The sequence below is a fragment of the Allobosea sp. CS1GBMeth4 genome (genome assembly GCF_900185715.1).
Taxonomy (GTDB): domain Bacteria; phylum Pseudomonadota; class Alphaproteobacteria; order Rhizobiales; family Beijerinckiaceae; genus Allobosea.
Map to the genome: position 1 here is coordinate 422,273 of NZ_FYAS01000025.1, position 18,176 is coordinate 440,448.

At 69.4% G+C, this 18,176-nt stretch carries 21 protein-coding genes; 4 read left to right on the top strand and 17 right to left on the bottom strand.

Annotation, left to right across the window (positions count from 1 at the left end):
- The first annotated feature begins 76 nt into the window (after window positions 1-76).
- Both rpsU and CS1GBM4_RS15855 read left to right on the top strand, forming a co-directional pair.
- Window positions 77-310, top strand: coding sequence for a 30S ribosomal protein S21 (gene rpsU / locus CS1GBM4_RS15850; protein WP_186419680.1), 234 nt, complete (start codon window positions 77-79; stop codon window positions 308-310).
- A 197-nt stretch (window positions 311-507) separates the two neighbouring features.
- A complete protein-coding gene (locus CS1GBM4_RS15855) occupies window positions 508-1,356 on the top strand; it encodes a tetratricopeptide repeat protein (RefSeq protein WP_244607249.1) in 849 nt (282 codons plus the stop codon).
- Between the two features lie 140 nt (window positions 1,357-1,496).
- Here the strand turns inward: CS1GBM4_RS15855 and CS1GBM4_RS15860 are convergent, their stop codons facing one another.
- The 17 genes from CS1GBM4_RS15860 to argH form a co-directional block, all read right to left on the bottom strand.
- Window positions 1,497-2,903, bottom strand: coding sequence for an NAD(P)(+) transhydrogenase (Re/Si-specific) subunit beta (locus CS1GBM4_RS15860; RefSeq protein ID WP_186419682.1), 1,407 nt, complete (start codon window positions 2,901-2,903; stop codon window positions 1,497-1,499).
- Window positions 2,904-2,908: 5 nt separating this feature from the next.
- Window positions 2,909-3,340 carry an NAD(P) transhydrogenase subunit alpha gene (locus CS1GBM4_RS15865; protein WP_186419683.1) on the bottom strand — a complete coding sequence of 144 codons (432 nt, stop codon included), beginning with the start codon at window positions 3,338-3,340 and terminating at the stop codon, window positions 2,909-2,911.
- Window positions 3,341-3,366: 26 nt separating this feature from the next.
- A complete protein-coding gene (locus CS1GBM4_RS15870; protein ID WP_186419684.1) occupies window positions 3,367-4,506 on the bottom strand; it encodes a Re/Si-specific NAD(P)(+) transhydrogenase subunit alpha in 1,140 nt (379 codons plus the stop codon).
- A 20-nt stretch (window positions 4,507-4,526) separates the two neighbouring features.
- Window positions 4,527-4,811, bottom strand: coding sequence for an aa3-type cytochrome c oxidase subunit IV (locus CS1GBM4_RS15875; protein ID WP_186419685.1), 285 nt, complete (start codon window positions 4,809-4,811; stop codon window positions 4,527-4,529).
- A 251-nt stretch (window positions 4,812-5,062) separates the two neighbouring features.
- Window positions 5,063-6,418 (bottom strand): AarF/UbiB family protein, encoded by a 1,356-nt coding sequence (locus tag CS1GBM4_RS15880; protein WP_186419686.1) that lies wholly within the window; start codon window positions 6,416-6,418, stop codon window positions 5,063-5,065.
- Between the two features lie 76 nt (window positions 6,419-6,494).
- Window positions 6,495-6,908 carry an OsmC family protein gene (locus CS1GBM4_RS15885; RefSeq protein ID WP_186419687.1) on the bottom strand — a complete coding sequence of 138 codons (414 nt, stop codon included), beginning with the start codon at window positions 6,906-6,908 and terminating at the stop codon, window positions 6,495-6,497.
- Window positions 6,909-6,975: 67 nt separating this feature from the next.
- Window positions 6,976-7,851: a 3-keto-5-aminohexanoate cleavage protein gene (locus CS1GBM4_RS15890; RefSeq protein WP_186419688.1), complete on the bottom strand. Its 876-nt coding sequence runs from the start codon at window positions 7,849-7,851 to the stop codon at window positions 6,976-6,978.
- On the bottom strand, window positions 7,848-8,243 hold the full coding sequence (locus tag CS1GBM4_RS15895; protein ID WP_186419689.1) for a type II toxin-antitoxin system death-on-curing family toxin: 396 nt from the start codon (window positions 8,241-8,243) through the stop codon (window positions 7,848-7,850). The genes CS1GBM4_RS15890 and CS1GBM4_RS15895 overlap by 4 nt, the downstream gene beginning before the upstream one ends.
- Window positions 8,240-8,464: an AbrB/MazE/SpoVT family DNA-binding domain-containing protein gene (locus CS1GBM4_RS15900; protein WP_186419823.1), complete on the bottom strand. Its 225-nt coding sequence runs from the start codon at window positions 8,462-8,464 to the stop codon at window positions 8,240-8,242. The genes CS1GBM4_RS15895 and CS1GBM4_RS15900 overlap by 4 nt, the downstream gene beginning before the upstream one ends.
- A 126-nt stretch (window positions 8,465-8,590) precedes the next feature.
- Entirely contained in the window at window positions 8,591-9,208 is a 618-nt protein-coding gene (locus tag CS1GBM4_RS15905; protein WP_186419690.1) for a hypothetical protein, read from the bottom strand.
- Complete coding sequence (locus CS1GBM4_RS15910) at window positions 9,205-10,155, bottom strand: alcohol dehydrogenase catalytic domain-containing protein (protein ID WP_244607250.1); 951 nt, start codon at window positions 10,153-10,155, stop codon at window positions 9,205-9,207. The genes CS1GBM4_RS15905 and CS1GBM4_RS15910 overlap by 4 nt, the downstream gene beginning before the upstream one ends.
- Window positions 10,156-10,222: 67 nt before the next feature.
- The gene (locus CS1GBM4_RS15915) at window positions 10,223-11,200 is read right to left on the bottom strand and encodes a tripartite tricarboxylate transporter substrate binding protein (protein WP_186419692.1); all 978 of its coding nucleotides are present in this window, start codon (window positions 11,198-11,200) and stop codon (window positions 10,223-10,225) included.
- Between the two features lie 84 nt (window positions 11,201-11,284).
- Complete coding sequence (locus CS1GBM4_RS15920) at window positions 11,285-12,178, bottom strand: LysR family transcriptional regulator (RefSeq protein ID WP_186419693.1); 894 nt, start codon at window positions 12,176-12,178, stop codon at window positions 11,285-11,287.
- An 81-nt stretch (window positions 12,179-12,259) separates the two neighbouring features.
- Window positions 12,260-13,090 carry an ABC transporter substrate-binding protein gene (locus tag CS1GBM4_RS15925; RefSeq protein ID WP_186419694.1) on the bottom strand — a complete coding sequence of 277 codons (831 nt, stop codon included), beginning with the start codon at window positions 13,088-13,090 and terminating at the stop codon, window positions 12,260-12,262.
- 59 nt (window positions 13,091-13,149) lie between these two features.
- A complete protein-coding gene (locus tag CS1GBM4_RS15930; protein WP_280177725.1) occupies window positions 13,150-13,923 on the bottom strand; it encodes an amino acid ABC transporter ATP-binding protein in 774 nt (257 codons plus the stop codon).
- Window positions 13,920-14,813 (bottom strand): amino acid ABC transporter permease, encoded by an 894-nt coding sequence (locus tag CS1GBM4_RS15935; protein WP_186419695.1) that lies wholly within the window; start codon window positions 14,811-14,813, stop codon window positions 13,920-13,922. The genes CS1GBM4_RS15930 and CS1GBM4_RS15935 overlap by 4 nt, the downstream gene beginning before the upstream one ends.
- Window positions 14,810-16,225: an argininosuccinate lyase gene (gene argH, locus CS1GBM4_RS15940; RefSeq protein ID WP_186419696.1), complete on the bottom strand. Its 1,416-nt coding sequence runs from the start codon at window positions 16,223-16,225 to the stop codon at window positions 14,810-14,812. Before argH ends, CS1GBM4_RS15935 begins: the two co-directional genes overlap by 4 nt.
- Window positions 16,226-16,318: 93 nt before the next feature.
- Between argH and CS1GBM4_RS15945 the strand changes: the two genes are divergently transcribed.
- Together CS1GBM4_RS15945 and rfbD are read left to right on the top strand one after the other, a co-directional pair.
- A complete protein-coding gene (locus tag CS1GBM4_RS15945) occupies window positions 16,319-17,221 on the top strand; it encodes a LysR substrate-binding domain-containing protein (protein ID WP_186419697.1) in 903 nt (300 codons plus the stop codon).
- Window positions 17,222-17,275: 54 nt separating this feature from the next.
- Window positions 17,276-18,169, top strand: a complete 894-nt coding sequence (gene rfbD / locus CS1GBM4_RS15950; protein ID WP_186419698.1) for a dTDP-4-dehydrorhamnose reductase — start codon at window positions 17,276-17,278, stop codon at window positions 18,167-18,169.
- Window positions 18,170-18,176 lie beyond the last annotated feature (7 nt).

The following is an 18,176-nucleotide window of genomic DNA, read 5'->3' on the forward strand; positions in this document are numbered from 1 at the left end:
ACGGCCTTCGCGGCGATCTTTCGGAGGAAAGGTCGCCGCCCCGATTCCGGACCACGTATAACGACGGACTCCAGACGTGCAGGTTCTCGTTCGCGACAACAATGTCGACCAGGCGCTGCGGGCGCTGAAGAAGAAGATGCAGCGCGAAGGCATCTTCCGTGAGATGAAGCTCCGCGGCCATTACGAGAAGCCGTCAGAGAAGAAGGCACGCGAGAAGGCGGAGGCCGTCCGCCGGGCCCGCAAGCTGATCCGCAAGAAGCTGCAGCGCGAGGGCCTGTTGCCGGCGCCGGCGAAGCCGAAGCGCCCCTGAGCCGGTCGGCCGGGACCAGCGCCCGGCCGCCGCGGATACCGTTCTGAAATCGGTGGGCGCCTGGAGCTTCTCCGGGCGCTGCTGTTTTTGTAGCGTCGTTAACCAGGCATTGTCAGAGCTTGGGCGTTTTAGCGGAGGAGACGCGCTGCCCGGGCGGCGCATCAGGGGACGAGAGCAGCAGGGTGATGGACAAGAGCATGGTCACAGGCAGGAACTGGCTGATCGCGACGGGCCTCGCGCTCGCGCTCGCAGGCTGCGACACGGTGAGCATGGGCTCCGGTGCCGGCGTCGCGGAACTCCAGACCGACAATGCCGAGGCCGCGAGCGTCAATATCCGCTCGCTCAGCGACGTGATCGACCGCAACCCGAACGACCCGCAGGCCTACAACACCCGCGGCGCGGCCTATGCCCGCATCGGCCGCTATTCCGACGCGATCTCCGACTTCACCAAGGCGGTGCAGATCGACGCCAATTTCGCGCCGGCCTACACCAATCGCGGCCTGGCACTGCGCCAGAGCGGGCGCAACGACGCGGCGCTGCAGGACTTCAACCGCGCCACCGCCGCCAATCCGAACTATGCCCCGGCCTTCATCGCGCGCGCCAATCTGCTGCGCGTCCAGGGCAACAGCCAGCAGGCGCTCGCCGATCTCAACACCGCCATCCGCCTGAATCCGGAATCGGCCGAGGCTTTCCACGCCCGCGGGCTGGTCTACCAGAAGGAAGGCCAGCACCAGCACGCCGTCACCGACTTCGACTCGGTGATCGACCGCAACCCCTACACCGCCCCGCCCTATATCGCCCGTGGCGAGAGCCTCAACGCGCTGGGCAAATACGATTCCGCGCTCGAGGACTTCACCGCCGCGCTCAATGTCGACAACCGCAACGCCGCCGCCTGGGCCGGCCGCGGCTTCGCCTTCGAGAAGCAGGGCAAGAAGACCGAGGCGAGCGAGGCCTATCAGCGTGCCCTCGGCCTCGACGGCAACAACCAGATCGCCCGCGCCGGCTCGGCCCGCCTCGGCGGCGGTGGCGGCATGTTCCGCTTCTGAGGCGCGCGGCCGGCTTTCCGCCGGCGGATCCCCGCCCGCCATCGCGCCTCTGTCCGGATCGGCGAGGAGGCGCGAACGAAAAGGGCCGGCATCGAGCCGGCCCTGCGCGACGCTGCGACAGCGCTCAGGCGCTCAGGCGCTCAGTGCGCCATCGCCTTGACGATCTCGTCGGTGACCTTCTTGGCGTCGCCGAACAGCATCATCGTGTTGGGCATGAAGAACAGCTCGTTCTCGACGCCGGCATAGCCCGAGCCCATGCCGCGCTTGATGAACAGCACGGTCTTGGCCTTCTCGACGTCGAGGATCGGCATGCCGTAGATCGGCGAGGCCGGATCGGTCTTCGCCGCCGGGTTGGTGACGTCGTTGGCGCCGATGACGAAGGCGACGTCGGCCTGGCCGAATTCCGAGTTGATGTCCTCGAGCTCGAAGACCTCGTCATAGGGCACGTTGGCCTCCGCCAGCAGCACGTTCATGTGGCCGGGCATGCGGCCCGCCACCGGATGGATGGCGTATTTGACCTCGACGCCCTCCTTCTTGAGCAGGTCCGCCATCTCGCGCAGCGCGTGCTGCGCCTGCGCGACCGCCATGCCGTAGCCCGGCACGATGATGACCTTGCCGGCGTTCTTCATGATGTAGGCGGCATCGTCCGGCGAACCCTGCTTCACCGGCCGCGCCTCGGCGGCGGCGCCGCCGGCCGGCCCGGCCGTCTCGCCGCCGAAGCCGCCGAGGATGACCGAGATGAAAGAGCGGTTCATGCCCTTGCACATGATGTAGGACAGGATCGCGCCCGAGGAGCCGACAAGCGCGCCGGTGATGATCAGCGCCATGTTGCCGAGCGTGAAGCCGATGCCCGCGGCCGCCCAGCCGGAATAGGAGTTCAGCATCGACACGACGACCGGCATGTCCGCACCGCCGATCGGGATGATCAGCAGCACGCCGAGCGCGAAGGAGACCAGAACGATCAGCCAGAAGAGGAAATGGCTCTCCGTCTTCAGGAAGATCAGCAGCATCACCAGCAGCGCGATGCCGAGGCCGATATTGATGCCGTGGCGCTGCGGCAGCATGATCGGCTTGCCGCTCATGCGCCCGTCGAGCTTGAGGAAGGCGATGATCGAGCCGGTGAAGGTGATCGCGCCGATCGCGACGCCGAGCGCCATCTCGAACAGGCTCGCGCCCTTGATCCTGCCGACCTGGCCGATGCCGAAGGCTTCCGGCGCGTAGAGCGCCGCCGCCGCCACCAGCACGGCGGCGAGGCCGACCAAAGAGTGGAAGAAGGCGACGAGCTGCGGCATCTGCGTCATCTGCACGCGCTTGGCCATATAGGCGCCGAAGCCGCCACCGATGGCGATGCCGAGGATGACGAGCAGCCAGCCCGAGAAGCCGGCCGGCGGATAGAAGACCACCGTGGTCGCGACGGCGATCGCCATGCCGATCATGCCGTAGCGATTGCCCTGGCGCGAGCTCGTCGGATGCGACAGGCCCCGCAGGGCCATGATGAAGAGGACGCCGGCGATGACGTAGAGAAGGGCGGCGAGATTGGCGGCCATGCGCGTCAGCCCTTCTTCTTGTACATGGCGAGCATCCGCTCGGTGACGAGGAAGCCGCCGAAGATGTTCACCGAGGCCAGGATCAGTGCGATGAAGCCGAAGACCTTGGCCCAGAGCGGCCCGTCGCCCAGGGCAGGCGCGGCCTGGACGCCGACTGCGAGCAGCGCGCCGACGACGATGACCGAGGAGATCGCGTTGGTGACCGACATCAGCGGCGTGTGCAGCGCCGGCGTCACCGACCAGACGACATAATAGCCGACGAAGACCGCGAGCACGAAGATGGCGAGGCGATAGACCGTCGGGTCGACGCCCGTCGCGGCGCCGGCGGCTGCGGCCGCCTGCTCGGCATACTTTTCGGCGAGCTCGGCCGCCTGTTTCGCCAGTGCCGCGGCGGAGCGGGCCTGTTCGAGCGCCTGTTCGGGTGCCGGATTAGCCATGACGTGACACTCCCCTCTGTGCGCCTTCAGGCCTTGGCCGCGAAATTCGGATGGATGACCGCCCCGTCCCGGGTCAGGCAGGTCGCCTTGACGAGCTCGTCCTCCCAATTCACCGCGAGCGTCTTCCCGGCCTTGTCGATCAGCGTCTCGACGAAGGCGAGGAGGTTCTTGGCGTAGAGGCTGGAGGAGGTGGCGGCGAGCCGGCCGGGCACGTTGAGGTGGCCGACGATCTTGACGCCGTTCGGCGTGGTCACGACCTCGCCCGGCTTGGCGAGCTCGCAATTGCCGCCGCGCTCGACCGCGAGGTCGACGATGACGGAGCCGGGCTTCATGCTCTCGACCATCGCCGCCGAGATCAGCTTCGGCGCGGGGCGCCCCGGGATCAGCGCGGTGGTGATGACGATGTCCTGCTTGGCGATGTGACTCGCCGTCAGCTCGGCCTGCTTGGCCTGGTATTCCTTGGACATTTCCTTGGCGTAGCCGCCGGCCGTCTGCGCCTGCCTGAACTCCTCGTCCTCGACGGCGAGGAACTTGGCGCCCAGCGATTCGACCTGCTCCTTGGTCGCAGGGCGGACGTCGGTGGCCGTCACGATGGCCCCGAGACGCCGCGCGGTCGCGATCGCCTGCAGCCCGGCGACGCCGACGCCCATCACGAAGATCCGTGCGGCCGGCACCGTGCCGGCGGCGGTCATCATCATCGGCAGCGCCCGGCCGTATTCGGCGGCGCCGTCGATCACCGCGCGATAGCCGGCGAGGTTGGCCTGCGAGGACAGCACGTCCATCACCTGCGCGCGGGTGATGCGCGGCATGAACTCCATGGCGAAGGCCGCGACCTTGGCCTTCGCCAACGCTTCGACAGCCGCTTCGTTGCCATAGGGGTCCATGATGCCGACGACGAGCGCGCCGGCCGGCAGGCCGGCGATCTCGTCCTCGGCCGGGCGGCGCACCTTCAGCACGATGTCCGCTCCGGCGAGCGCCTCGGCGGCCGTCTGCGCCAGCGTGGCGCCGGCCGCTTCGTACTCGCTATCCGTAATCCCGGAGGCGAGGCCCGCCCCCTTCTCCACTGCGACATCGGCCCCGAGGCCAATGAACTTGCGGACGGTTTCCGGCGTCACGGCGACGCGGGTCTCCGCCCCTTGCGTTTCGGCTGGGACAGCGATGCGCATGGAGGCCAGGCCTTTCGGGCTTAGTAGAGAAGGAGCGCGAGCAGCATCAGAACGAGGGGAACGAGCGTGGCGCGCCAGCCGACCGACGGGGCGGCGATGCCGACGCCGGTGCCGACCAGGGTCAGCAGCGTGCCGATGATCGCGGTACCCCAGGCATGCTTGGCGCCGCCGACGGCGAGCGCCGCGACGATGGCGAGGCAGGCCAGCGTGCCGACTTCGGCGAAGTGCACGAAGCCGCGATAGGTGCGCTCGTGCTCCTTGTAGTCCATCTGCGGAATGTCGGCGGCGTGTCCGTGGTCGGCCATGAAAAAAGTCCCGAGTTTGACCCTATCCTGACGCCCTGTACCGCACCTCGGAAGGGTCGGCAACGGAGCGGCCGTCGCGCGCATCCAGCGGCATGCGCCGCCGGATCACGAACATCGGCTCCACTGGCCTATTAAATCGATTTAAGTCAAGGAAAATCACCCGGCCGCTGCGTTGGGCGGCCAAGACGGCATCGTGCCGGCGGCAAGACTGGCCTGCCGGGAACGGCGCCGCTCGAGGCGCTTGCCCGAATCTAGAGCCTGGCCTCGGCCAGCGCCGCCCGCTGCGCATCGGCCACCTGCGCCACGCCGAAATCCTCGATCTCCTGCTCGAACAGCCTGTGGAAGTTGAGCTCGGCGTCGAGATGCAGGAAGACGCCGCCCAGGCCGATCGCGGCGCGGTCCATGAAGACGAATTCGCGCGGCACCGTCACCGGCCCGCGCGCCTTCAGCGCCGAATGGACCTGGAAGGCTTGCTTGCGGCCGTATTCGGCCGGGCTGACCCCCTCTGCGATCCGACGGGTGCGGTCTTCCAGCAGCGGGCCATAGATGAACCGCGCCCAGATGTTGAGGATGTCGATCAGCTCCTTGGTCAGGCCCTTGAAGCCCCAGACCTCGTAGGCGTGGACGACGCGGGCCTCCTCGCCTTCGAGCAGGCCGCGATAGAGATCGACGACGCCGCCGACGAAGCTCGGCGGGAAGATGCGGATGCAGCCATAGTCGAGCAGGTTGATGCCGCCGGGCTCGCCGCCCTCCTGGAAGACCGTGTAGTTCCCGAGATGCGGGTCGCCATGGATCACGCCGTGATGGCTGAACGGGCGCCACCAGGCCCGGAACATCGCGGTCGAGATCCGGTCGCGGACCTGCTGGCTCGCCTGCTTGTGGTTGAGGATCTTGTCGCCATCGAGCCAGCCCATGGTCAGGAGCCGGCGCGTCGACAGCTCCGGCACGACATCCGGCACCCGCACCTCGGGCGTCGCGGCGAGCATCTGCCGGTAGAGCGCGACATGCTTCGCCTCGCGGCGATAGTCGAGTTCTTCGCGGACGCGGGCGCTGATCTCCTTGGCGATCTCGCTGGTGTCGATCACCGCGCCCATGCGCCGGTGCAGCCCGAACAGGATCTCGAGCTGGGCGATGTCCGCCTCGACCGCCGATTCCATGTCCGGATATTGCAGCTTGCAGGCGAGCGGGACGCCGTCGAGCGAGATCGCCCGGTGCACCTGCCCGAGCGAGGCGGCGGCGGCCGGCTTGAGGTCGAACTCGCCGAAGCGCTCGCGCCAGCCCGCGCCGAGCTCGGCCTGCATGCGGCGCTTGACGAAGGCCGCGCCCATCGGCGGCGCCTCCGATTGCAGCTTCTGCAACTCGGCGGCGTATTCCGGCGGCACCACGTCGGGAATGGTGGCGACGAGCTGCGCCACCTTCATCAGCGGCCCTTTCAGCCCGCCCAGCGCCTTGGCCAGCGCCTCGGCATTGCCGGCGTTGCGGCCTTCGAGCCCGAACAGCCTGGCTCCGGCGATCCGCGCCGCCACCCCTCCGACATTGGCTCCGACGCGAGCATAGCGTGCCGCGCGGGCGGAGAATCGGTTGGCTTCGCTATCGCGTTCGGACATCGGGGCTCGCGCGGCTGATGACGGGCTGCCATTCGATGTAGGCGCTCCGCCCGGGAAAGCCAGCCGGCACGCTGTCTCAGGCGCACCCGGCCTGCTCGATCGCCACCGGGAAGCCGCGCCCGAGCGAGTTGGCGACCATGCAGATCGTCCGGGCTTTTTCGATGACGGCCGTGGCGTCGGCTCCGTCCTGCGTCTCGCATTCGACGCGCATCGTCGCCGCCTTGGTCAGCAGAGGCGTGCCCGCGAGCTCGACCGTGACCGAGACGGCGATCCGGCCGAGCCCGACGCCGAGCTCGTGCGCGGCATAGCGCAGGTCGTTGCAGAAGCAGCCGCCGAGCGCGAGCGCGAGCAATTGCGCGCCGTTGAAGCCGAGCCCCATGCCGCCGGCCCTGCCCTCGGGACGATCGACGATCACGGTATGCGCGCCCGCCCACCCCATCGCGGCCTGCGTGCCCTCGACATTGCGCAGTTCGACAGTCACCGATGCCATGGCGTTCCCCTGGCTCATTGGAAGCGCGAGACGCTAATCGCCGGCAACGCTCGCCGCCACTCCCCCGTCACGCCGCCAGGCTCGCCCTGACCTCCGCCACGCTCGCCGCTCGCCCCCCGGCCGCCTCGACCTGCCGCACCATGTCGGCGATCAGTTCGGCATTGCTCCGCGTTTCTCCGAACGGCGCATCCTCCAGCCCGGCCCGGACATGAACGCCGCGTGCGACCGCGGGCGCGACGATCTCCCTGAGGTCGACGCCGAGCCCGGCGATCATCACCGGCGCCTGCGGCGCGCACTCGGCCAAAAGGGCGAGATGGGCCTCGAGCGCATACGGCCTCGGCGGAAAGCCCCAGGCGAAGGCGTCGGAGAACATCAGCCGGTAGATCGGCGTCGGCATGCCGGGATAGGCCTTGGCCAGCGCCGCGCCCAGCCGGGTGAAGCCGGGCTCGTAGATCGCGTAGCTCGGATGGATCCCGTGCGCCTGGGCGACCGCCATCCCCTCGCGGATATGCTCGCCCGGATTCTGGTAGATGAAGCCGGCCTCGCCCTCGGGGATACCGGCGAAGGTCGTCCAGTTGCAGGAGCCGGGATCGAGCACGCCCCATTCGACCAGGCCGCGCTTGGCGAGCTCTTCCAGATGCGTATAGCGGCCCGAGCCGATGATGTCGCCGGCGTAGCCCGAGCCGAGGATCGGAATCGTCGGATAGACGACCGCGTCGACCTTGGCCCTGATGCCTTCGATCGCCTGCGCATAGAGCTCCCAGTCGTCGCGCTGGCGGCCGGTCTCCACATCGTAGACATGCAGATGGACGATCGCGGCGCCGGCTTCGACCGCAGCGATCCCGTCGGCGACGATGTCGGGGATCGCGATCGGGATGCCGGGCTGGCGCTGCTTGCCCCAGGGCCCGTTGATCGCGGCCTCGATCCAGATCGGCTTGGTCATGTCGGCGCATCCTTCGGCCAGTTGTCGCGGATCCAGCGCGTCAGCCCCTCCTCCTCGACCTCGCCGGCGGCGAGCGCAAGGACGATCGCGGCGGCATCGGCTTCGCTGGGGGCGAACTCGATCCCGTTCAACCGAAGGAAGATGATCAGCGCCAGCAGCGAGACGCGCTTGTTGCCGTCGATGAAGGGATGGTTCTTGGCGATACCGAACGCATAAGCTGCCGCCAGCGCCGCCATGTCGGTCTCGCCATAGGCGAACCGGTTGGTCGGGCGCGCCAAGGCTGATTCCAGCAGGCCCTGATCACGGATGCCGTCGGGGCCACCAAAGAGCGCCAGCTGCTCGGAATGGATATCAGCGACGACGTCGGGTGTGAGCCAGAGCGGCTCGGTCATTTCGCCAGTTCGCGCAGCGCATTGGCATACTGCTTCATGGCCTTGCGGGCGATCGCCATGGTGCGCTCGTGCAGGTCGTCATGCGGCGTCAGCTTGAAGGCCCCTTCCGGCTGCTCGACCACCGTCAGCTTGTCGCCTTCCGCCAGCTTGAGCCGCGCCAGCAATTCCTTCGGCAGGATGATGCCCACCGAATTGCCGATCTTGCGGACCTGCAGGACCATCGCTTGGTCGCCGGCGGGCTTTCCGGGCTTGTTCATGGCGCGCTCTCCGAGCTGTGTTCTACAAAGCGTATAACACAAGCGCCGCCATCGCGCAGCCCGGACACCAGCCGAGGCCAGCCGCCTGGATCAGGGAAAGCTCTCGATCCGCTCATAGATCAGGCCGGAACCGGGCGCCTGCCGGATCTCGGCCTGAACCGCATCACGCACGGTCTCGGCCCTCGCCTGCGCGTCCTCCGGATCATCGGCGAAGATGAGCGCGACGGCCTCCTCCGGCATCGCGGCCTGCCCCATGATCGGGTGCCCGCCGGCATCGGGGGCAGTCCTGCCCAGCCTGATCGTCGCGGATTTTTCCGTCGCCAGCCATTCGGCTGCGCGCGTGACGCTCGCAATCGGCATCCGGAGCATGACGAGGAAACCGCCATGCGCGCAAGCGGCGCCCGCCAGCGCGCGGCAGGCGAGCCGCAAAGGGTTTCGCAGTGAGGGCCGCATCGCCCGCGTGACCGCATCGGGCTGCTCGGCCAGCCGGCGATACGCCGGCGAATTCAGCACTGCGATATTGGCGAGGTCATAGACGGTGAGATAGTCGGGCGATCCGCCGCCCACCGCCTGATAGCGCGTGGCACGCAGGATGCCCGGCACCGTCAGCCGCTGCGGCACATGGTGGCCGCCATGCCAGCGTTCATAGGCCTCGCGCCGCGCCGGGTCGACATCGTTGGCGAAGACGAGGAAGGCGCTGCTCGTCATGGCCGCAGCATCACCTTGACCGCGGCACGGCTGCGCATGAGGGCGAAGCCGTCGAGCGCCTCGGCCAGCGGCAGGCGGTGGCTGATCAGCTGGCGAAACCGCTCCGGCGTGGCCGTGATCGCCACGACGACCTCGCCCCAGCGCGCGACAGGCGCACGGTAGGAGCCGACGACGCTCTGCTCGAGCCGCACCATCGCCGTCAGATCGAAGCTCGCCCGCCGGGCATGGATGCCGCAGATCACCAGGACGCCGCCCGGAGCAAGCAGCCGCTGCGCCGCGCTCGCGACCTCGGGGACGCCGGTAGCCTCGAAGATCACCTCGTAGCCGGCGGGCTCCAGCGGCGCATCGCCGGCGAGCGCATCCCGCGTGTCGGCGAAGCCGAGGGCGCGAGCGCAGGCCAGCCTCGCCGCATCGTCGCGGCCGGCGATCGTCAGCGCTGCCGCGCCCGCCCGCTCGGCGAAGAGCGCGACGCCCAGCCCGATCGGCCCCGGGCCGAGCACGAGCACGCGCTTGCCCGCCACCGCCCCGGCACGCGCCACCGCCTGCGCCGCGACGGTCATCGGCTCGGTCAGAGCCGCGAGCTCGGGATCAAGCCCCTCTGGCACGGCGACGCAGTTGCGCGCCGGCACGCTCGCCAGGCTGGCGAAGCCGCCGTCGCGGCGGATGCCTATACCGGTGCGCGCCGTGCAGCCGTCCTCCCCCCGCTCCCGGCAGCCTTCGCAGCGTCCGCAGGTCACGGAGGGCCTCACCACCACGCGCCGGCCGACCCAGTCGGACGGGCCGCGCTCGACCCGTCCCGCGAATTCATGGCCGAGCGTCACCGGCATGGCGCTCGCCATCGCCTCGTAGCCCGCCGACCAGTCGGCGATGTGCAGGTCGGTGCCGCAGATCCCCGCGGCCTCGACGCGGACCAGCACCTCGTCCTCATGCGCTGGAGCGGGGGGCACGACCTCCTGGCGGAGGAGCCCGGGCTCCGGCGCGGCTTTTCGGATGGCGAGCATTGCGGTGGTCCGACTAGTCGACCTTGACGCCCGCGTCCTTGACGACCTTGCTCCAGATCTCGCTCTCGCGCTTCAGGAAGCCGTCGAAGTCGAAGCCGGGCGCCGCGGGGATCGAGCCGCTGGCGGCGAGCTTGCGCTGCAATTCGGCATCGCCCAGCGCCGTCGCGAGCGCAGCGCGCAGCTTCTCGGTCACCGCCGGCGGCGTTCCCTTCGGTGCCATCAGGCCGACCCAGGCCGAGACGTCGAAATCGGCATAGCCCTGCTCGGCGACGGTCGGCACCTTCGGCAGCAGCCCGGCGCGCTCGCTGGTGGTGACGCCGAGCGCCTTCAGCGTGCCGCCCTCGACCTGCCCCGCCACGGCGGCCAGCGTCGCGAAAGTGACGTCGAGCGCCCCGCCCGCGACATCGGCGAGCGAGGGGCCCTCGCCGCGATAGGGCACATGCTGCATCTTGCTGCCGGTGCGCATGGCGAAGAGCTCGCCGGCGAGGTGCGCGACCGTGCCGGTGCCGCCCGAGGCGAACAGGATGGGCTCGCGCCGCTGCTTCGCCAGCGCTTCCAGATCCTTCATCGTGTTCATCGGCGCGTTCGGCCGGGTCACCACCACGAAGGGCAGCTTCGCCATCAGCCCGACCGGGACGAGATCGCTGCGCCAGTCGAACGGCATGCTCGCCCGCAGCGCCGGGTTGATCACCATCGTGGTCGGCGCGGCGAGCAGCATGTAGCCGTCGGGATCGGCCTTGGTCACGGCTTGCGTGCCGGTCATCGTCGCGCCGCCGCCGCGATTGTCGATGATGACGCGCTGGCCGAGGATCTGGCTCAGCGATTCCGCGACCAGGCGGGCGGTCACGTCGACGCCGCCGCCGGCCGCGAAGGTGACGATCAGGGTGACGGGCTTGGCCGGATAGGATTGCGCCAGCGCCGGGCAGGCCATCGCGGCCGCCATGCCGGACAGGACGAACCGCCGGCTCATCGCCGGCCGACTCTTCTGCATTTTGAGTCCTCCCTGATTTTCTGTGCGGACTCAAACGGAGCCGGCCAGCCGGTTCAAGCGACGTTCTATGTCCGGTCCATAGCCTCAAGGCATAGACGGCGCGCGCAGCTCATCCTTCAGGCAGCGCGCGAACTGCTCCGTCAACTCGCCGCGGGCGGCGAGCGGGCGGTGCAGATAGGCCTCGTAGCGCCTGCTCGTCGGCACGGGCAGGCAGCGCAGACGCGACATGTCGGCGGCGCGCGCCGAGAACTCGTCGACGATGCAGACGCCGACACCGGCCTCGACCAGGGCGACCGCCGTCTCGGCGAAGCGCACCATATGCGTCCGGGCGGGCCGCAGGCCGTGATCCGACAGGATGCCGGCCACCATGTCGCCATGGACGGAGCGGGGCTGGAAGACGATCCAGGCGCGCTCGGCGAGTTCGGCGAGATTGACCCCGCCGGAGGACATGCCCGCATCGCCGGCCGGCAGCAGCAGCATCGGCCGGCCCCGGCCGACGGGCGTGCTGACGACCTCGTGGTGCAGCACCGGAAACAGCGTCACCGCCGCATCGGCCGAGCCGTCGAGCAGATAGGGCAGCACCTGGCTGACCGTCAGGATGTCGAGCTGCAGCGAGACGCTCGGCAGTCCCGCGAGCAGCCGCGCCAGGGCCGCCGGAACGAGCCCGCGGCCGATGCTGGGCGAGGCGCCGCAGCGGAAGACCGAGCGCTCGGGCAGCGCCGCCTGCGCCGCCCGCTCCACCGCCGAGCGCATCTGCTCGAAGGCCCGGTCGATCTCGGCGAGGAAGCGCGCCGCTTCCTGCGTCGGCGTCAGCCGGCCGCGGACCCGGTTGAACAGCCTGGCGCCGAGCTGATCCTCCATGCGCAGGATCATCCGCGTCACGGTCGGCTGCGCGATGCGGAGTTCGCGCGCGGCGCCGGCGAGGCTGCCGCAGGCCATCACCGCCTTGAACACCTCGATCTGGCGGAAGGTCAGCACGCCATCCTCGCGGGACATTCCGGCGAAGAGGCCGCCGGTCTCGACGGCAGCGAAGCCGCCGAGGCCGGCAGGGTCAAGCGATCACTCGCCCTTGTTGACCGAGATCGGCTTCAGCGCGTTGCTCGGCTGGACGTATTTGGCGATCAGCTTGTCATAGGTGCCGTTCGCCTGCAGCCGCTCCAGCGCACCCTTGACCGCGTCCCGCAGTTGGCCGCCCTCGGCGGTCTTCGGGAACGGGATGCCGGTCAGCGAGCGGGTGAAGGGCTCGCCGAGCGGAACATAGGTGTTCGGCTCGAGCTTCTGGAAATGGTTCATCGTCTCGCTGCCCTGGACGCCGCCCTGCAGGCGCTGGGTCTTGAGCTGGGTGCGCGCGTCGACCGAGCCCTCCGTGCCGACAACGGTGATCGCCGGCTTGCCCTTGGCAACGCAGTTCGCATCGCTCCACTCGCCGATCTGCTTCGGCCAGTTGGTCGAGCGGCTGGCGCCGACGCTCTTGCCGCAGAGGTCGTCGACCGACTTGATCGAGGAGGCAAAGGCGGTGACCGTGTAGAACTGCGCGCCCGAGACCATGTAGTCGACGAAATCGACCGTCTCGCGCCGCGCCGGCAGGTCGCTCATGCCGGCCATCACCATGTCGACGCGGCCGGTCGTCAGCGAGGGCAGCATCTGGGCGAAGGCGGTCTCCTGCCACTCGGCCTTGACGCCGAGCTCCTTGGCGATGGCCTCGCCGAGCTCGTAGTCGAATCCGGCCATCTGGTTGGTCGCCGGGTCCTTGTAGACGATCGGCGCATAGTTCGGCTGGGTCGCGATGACGATCTTGCCGGCGCTCTTGATCCGATCCGGCAGGGCCTGGGCCTGGGCGGCGAGCGCGGTGCCGGCGAGCAGCGCGGCGGCGAGCGAAAGGCGAAGCATGGTGGTCTCCCTCTGGTCCTTGCCTGGATCGGCTTTGCTTGGGTTCACTTGGCTTAAGTTCACTTCAGGACGGCGGCGATGAAGTCGCGGGTGCGGGGCTGCTGCGGGGAGACCAGCACCTGCTGCGGCGGGCCCTGTTCGACGATCTCGCCCTTGTCCATGAAGACGACGTCGCTCGCGACCTCGCGGGCGAAGCCGAGCTCATGGGTGACCACGATCATCGTCATGCCCGTCGCGGCGAGGTCGCGCATCACGTTCAGCACCTCGCCGACGAGCTCGGGGTCGAGCGCCGAGGTCGGCTCGTCGAACAGCATCACCTGCGGCTTCATCGCCAGCGCGCGGGCGATGGCGATGCGCTGCTGCTGGCCGCCGGAAAGCTCGATCGGATAGGAATCGCGCTTCTCGGCCAGGCCGACGCGCTCGAGCAGCGCCATCGCCTCGGCGACGATCTCGCGCCGCGGCCGCTTCAGCACGGTGAGCGGCCCCTCGACGATGTTCTGCAGCACCGTCATATGGTTGAACAGGTTGAAGCGCTGGAAGACCATGCCGGTCTTGAGGCGCTGGCGCGCGATCTCGGCGTCGCTGAGCTCGTGCAGCTCGTTGCCGACGCGGCGATAGCCGATCAGCTCGCCGGCGACGGTGATCGCGCCGGCGTCGATCTTCTCGAGCTGGTTGATGCAGCGCAGCAGCGTCGATTTGCCCGAGCCGGAGGGGCCGATGATGCATTGCACCGCCCCCGGCATGACAGAAAGCGAGACCGCGTTCAGCGCCTTGAGGGGGCCGAACTGCTTGGTGACGCGGGCGGCGACGACGATCGGAGACGAAGCGGTCACGCGGCGGCCTCCTCGGCGATCTGAGGCTTGGCGCGGCGTTCGCCCCTCCCCTTCGAGAAGGCGCGTTCGAGGAAGAACTGGCCGATCTGCAGGAGGGTGACGACGATGAGGTACCAGCCGGCCGCGACGATCAGGAGTTCGATGACGCGGGCATTGGCGTAATACACCGTCTGCGCGTTGCGCAGGATCTCGGAGAACTGGATGACGCTGGCGACCGAGGTCAGCTTGACCATGCTGATCACCTCGTTGCCGACCGGCGGGATGATCACCCGCATCGCCTGCGGCAGCACGATCCGGCGCAGCGTCGTCAGCCGCGTCATGCCGATCGCCTTGGCGGCCTCGGTCTGGCCGACATCGACCGAGAGGATGCCGGAGCGGACCACTTCGGCGGTGTAGGCGCCCTGGTTCATGCCGAGGCCGAGCAGCGTCGCCATGAACGGGCCGATCACGTCGATGGTGCGCCACTCGACCACGCCGGGAATGCCGATGGTCGGGAAGACCAGCGCCAGGTTGAACCAGAGCAGCAATTGCAGCAGCAGCGGCGTGCCGCGGAAGAACCAGATGTAGAACAGCGCGACACCGCGCAGTACAGGGTTCGGCGACATGTACATGATCGCGAAGATCACGCCGAGCACGATGCCGAGCCCCATGGCGCAGACGGTCATGATCAGCGTGTTGACGAGCCCGCCGAGGATGGCCGGCGCGGTGAAGAACTGCGCCACCACCGGCCAGGCGATCTGGCCCTGCGCGAACGCCTTCACCACCCAGGCCAGCACGAACAGGATCGCCGCCGCGGCGACCCAGCGCCCGTAGAAGCGCTTGGGCACGATGGTCAGGCCAGCGATCTCGGCGAGGCCGCGATCCGGCATGGTCTGGGTTGCACTGCTCATGCCGCGCGCTCCCGCGTCCACTGCGCGAAGCCGGCGAGCCAGGCGCGGAAGCGGCCGATCTGCTCGGCCACCCTGGCCGGGGCCGTGCCGCCATGGCCGCTGCGCGCCGCCACTGCCGCGTCGAGCGTCAGCACCGCCAGCACGCTCTCGTCGAGGCGCGGATCGATCGCGCGCAATTCCACCGGCTCCAGCCCTTCGAGCTCGCGGCCCATCTCCTCGCAATAGCGCACCAGCGCGCCGCTGATCTCGTGCGCCTCGGCAAAGGGCACGCCCTTGCGGGCGAGATGATCGGCGACTTCGGTCGCCAGCGCAAAGCCGGCGCCGGCCTGGGCCCGCATCACCTCGGGTCTGGCCTCCATCGTCGCGATCAGCCCGGCGAAGGCCGGCAGCACCTCGCCGAGCACGTCGACCGCGTCGAAGGCGGCGCGCTTGTCCTCGGCGAGGTCGCGGTTATAGGCGAGCGGCAGGCCCTTCAGCGCGCCCAGCATGGCGACGAGATCGCCGGTCAGGCGCGCCGCCCGTCCGCGCGAGATCTCGGCGATGTCCGGATTCTTCTTCTGCGGCATGATCGAGGATCCCGTCGCGAAGGCATCGTCGAGCACGACCCAGCCGAACTGGCGCGAGGTCCACAGCGTCACCTCCTCCGCCAGCCGCGACAGATTGGTCGCCAGCATCGCCGCGACGAACAGGAATTCCGCGACATGGTCGCGCGCACCGACCGCATCCACCGAGTTCTCGCAGGGCCCGTCATAGCCGAGCGCCCTGGCGCTGAGCTCGGGCGTCAGCGCGATCGCCGAGCCGGCGAGCGCCGCGGCTCCCAGGGGCGAGAGCGAGGAGCGCTTCTCCCAGTCCTGCAGGCGCGTGGCGTCGCGCGACAGCGCCTGGCCATGCGCCATCAGCCAATGACCGAAGGTGACCGGCTGGGCGCTCTGCAGATGGGTGAAGCCCGGGCAGACCGAGGCGGCGTGCCGCTCGGCCTGATCGGCGATCGCCGCGAGCAAGTCGGCGAGCATCGCGCCGACCGTACGTGCTTCGGCGCGCAGATAGAGCTTCAGATTGTTGGCGGCCTGGTCGTTGCGCGAGCGCCCGGCCCTGAGCTTGGCCCCGGTCGCGCCGATCCGCGCGATCAGAACGCGCTCGATGAAGGTATGGACGTCCTCGTCGCCGTCGTTCGGCGCGAGCGCGCCGGCCGCGAGGTCGCGGGCGATGCCGTCGAGCGCCGCGACGATGGTCTCGAATTCGTCCTGGCTGAGCAGCCCGGCGCGTTCGAGCTCGGCCGCATGCGCCTTGCCGCCGGCGATGTCCTGCGGCGCGAGCCGGGCATGGGCGCCGGCCGCGCTCGACAGCTTCATCATGCGCGGGTCCGGCGGCTTGCGGAAACGGCCGCCCCAGAGGCGCGTGGTCTGGTTCATGATGCTCTCCCCTGGCGGAAAGCATTGCCCTCTTGACCGCGCAACCGGCAAACGAAACGATCTCCTCAGGGTAGTCGCCGAAGGAATATCTGCTTGGCCGGCCGCAATCTCCCGCCGTCGACCACGGCGCTCCGGGTTTTCCTCGCCGTCGCCCGCCTCGGCTCGACGGCGAAGGCCGCAGGCGAGGTGCATCTGACCCAGAGCGCCGTTTCCAAGCAGATCCAGGCGCTGGAGGAGCATCTCGGCACGGTCCTGTTCGAGCGCAGCCCGGCCGGACTCAAGCCGACCGAGGCCGGCACGATCTACCGCCCCTATGCCGAGGCGGCGATCGAGCAGATGGAGCGCGGCGCCCGCCGCCTCGCCGAGCGCGCCGCGATCGGCCGGCCGATCCGCCTGCACATGATCGCCATCGCCGGCGAGCGCTGGCTCATGGAGCGCTTTCCGGACTTCGCGCAGGCGCATCCCGGCATCGACGTCCAGTTCACCAATTTCGTCAGCGAGAACGAGATCGAGGAAGCAGATCTCGAGATCGTTCACGGTTTCGGGCCCTGGCCGGACCGGGAATCGCATTACCTCTTCGGCCGCCGGGTCGCGCTCGTCGCCGCGCCCTCCGCGCTCGAACGCCTCGGCGGCTTCAACCGTGCCGCCGACATCCAGAAGATGACGCTGCTGCAGCATTTCCAGATGCCGGCCTTCTGGGCCGAGTTCACCGAGGCGCACGGGCTGCGCGGCGCCGTCCCGGCCCATACCGTGCGCTACGGCTATTATTCCGTGATCATCCGGGCCGCCGTGGCCGGGCTCGGCGTCGCGCTCGCCCCGCGCTGCTACGTCGCCGAGGAACTCGCTTCGGGCGCGCTCGTGAATCCGCTCGGCCTGAGCTTCGACAGCGCGACCGGCTGCTGGCTGACCGTCAACCCGCAAAGCGAGCGCACCCCCGCCCTCGACGCGCTGGTGGCCTGGCTCTGCGAGGAGGGACGCCGCTTCGACGCGGGTTGAGCCCCTCCCCGCCATGCTCTAGACCGGCCGCATGCTTCCGATGGCGAAGGCCAAATGCGCATAGCCGTGACCGGACGGACCGGGCAGGTCGTCCAATCCCTTCTCGCCCGTGCCGAGGCCGCCGGCGTCGCCGTCGTCCCGGTCGGCCGGCCCGGGCTCGATCTCAAGCGACCGGAGAGCGTTCTGCCCGCGCTGGTCGCGGCCCGGCCCGACTGCATCGTCAACGCCGCCGCCTATACCGCCGTCGACAGGGCCGAGACCGAACCCGATCTCGCCCTGCGCATCAATGGCGAGGGCGCCGGCGCTGTCGCCGCCGCCGCGGCGGGCCTCGGCGTGCCGCTGATCCAGATCTCGACCGACTACGTCTTCGACGGAATGGCGCCGCGCCCTTGGCGCGAAACCGACCCGACGGCCCCGCTCTCGGCCTATGGCCGCTCCAAGCTCGCGGGCGAAGTCGCGGTCGCGGCCTCCGCCGCCGACTGGACGATCCTGCGCACCGCCTGGGTCTACAGCCCCTATGGCGCCAACTTCGTGAAGACCATGCTGCGCCTCGCCGGGACGCGGGACGAGCTCGGCGTCGTCAGCGACCAGCTCGGCTCGCCGAGCAGCGCGCTCGACCTCGCCGATGCGATCGTCGCGGTGGCGAAGGCTCTGGTCGCCCGTCCCGGCGACGCTTCGCTGCGCGGCATCTTCCACGCCGCCGGCACCGGCGAGGCGAGCTGGGCCGACCTCGCCGAGGCCGTCTTCGCTGCCTCGGCGGCGCTGGGCGGGCCGAGCGCCGGCGTCAGGCGCATCGCCACGAGCGACTACCCCACCCCCGCCCGCCGGCCCGGCAATTCCAGGCTCGACTGCCGCCTGCTCGCCGAGCGGTACGGCCTGCGCCTGCCGCCCTGGCGGGATTCCGTGCAAACCTGCGTCGCCGCGCTGCTCGCGCAGCCGCGAAGCTGAAGGAAGC

Bases quoted from the DNA above. Each gene is read 5' to 3' on its own strand.
- CS1GBM4_RS15885 (WP_186419687.1), bottom strand. From the start codon at position 6,908: ATGGCATCGGTGACTGTCGAACTGCGCAATGTCGAGGGCACGCAGGCC.
- CS1GBM4_RS15875 (WP_186419685.1), bottom strand. From the start codon at position 4,811: ATGGCCGACCACGGACACGCCGCCGACATTCCGCAGATGGACTACAAG.
- CS1GBM4_RS15855 (WP_244607249.1), top strand. From the start codon at position 508: ATGGTCACAGGCAGGAACTGGCTGATCGCGACGGGCCTCGCGCTCGCG.
- CS1GBM4_RS15900 (WP_186419823.1), bottom strand. From the start codon at position 8,464: ATGGTCCTGCAGGTCCGCAAGATCGGCAATTCGGTGGGCATCATCCTG.
- CS1GBM4_RS15890 (WP_186419688.1), bottom strand. From the start codon at position 7,851: ATGACCAAGCCGATCTGGATCGAGGCCGCGATCAACGGGCCCTGGGGC.
- rfbD (WP_186419698.1), top strand. From the start codon at position 17,276: ATGCGCATAGCCGTGACCGGACGGACCGGGCAGGTCGTCCAATCCCTT.
- CS1GBM4_RS15860 (WP_186419682.1), bottom strand. From the start codon at position 2,903: ATGGCCGCCAATCTCGCCGCCCTTCTCTACGTCATCGCCGGCGTCCTC.
- CS1GBM4_RS15935 (WP_186419695.1), bottom strand. From the start codon at position 14,813: ATGAGCAGTGCAACCCAGACCATGCCGGATCGCGGCCTCGCCGAGATC.
- CS1GBM4_RS15865 (WP_186419683.1), bottom strand. From the start codon at position 3,340: ATGGCTAATCCGGCACCCGAACAGGCGCTCGAACAGGCCCGCTCCGCC.
- CS1GBM4_RS15880 (WP_186419686.1), bottom strand. From the start codon at position 6,418: ATGTCCGAACGCGATAGCGAAGCCAACCGATTCTCCGCCCGCGCGGCA.
- CS1GBM4_RS15870 (WP_186419684.1), bottom strand. From the start codon at position 4,506: ATGCGCATCGCTGTCCCAGCCGAAACGCAAGGGGCGGAGACCCGCGTC.
- CS1GBM4_RS15915 (WP_186419692.1), bottom strand. From the start codon at position 11,200: ATGCAGAAGAGTCGGCCGGCGATGAGCCGGCGGTTCGTCCTGTCCGGC.
- argH (WP_186419696.1), bottom strand. From the start codon at position 16,225: ATGAACCAGACCACGCGCCTCTGGGGCGGCCGTTTCCGCAAGCCGCCG.
- CS1GBM4_RS15905 (WP_186419690.1), bottom strand. From the start codon at position 9,208: ATGACGAGCAGCGCCTTCCTCGTCTTCGCCAACGATGTCGACCCGGCG.
- CS1GBM4_RS15895 (WP_186419689.1), bottom strand. From the start codon at position 8,243: ATGACCGAGCCGCTCTGGCTCACACCCGACGTCGTCGCTGATATCCAT.
- CS1GBM4_RS15925 (WP_186419694.1), bottom strand. From the start codon at position 13,090: ATGCTTCGCCTTTCGCTCGCCGCCGCGCTGCTCGCCGGCACCGCGCTC.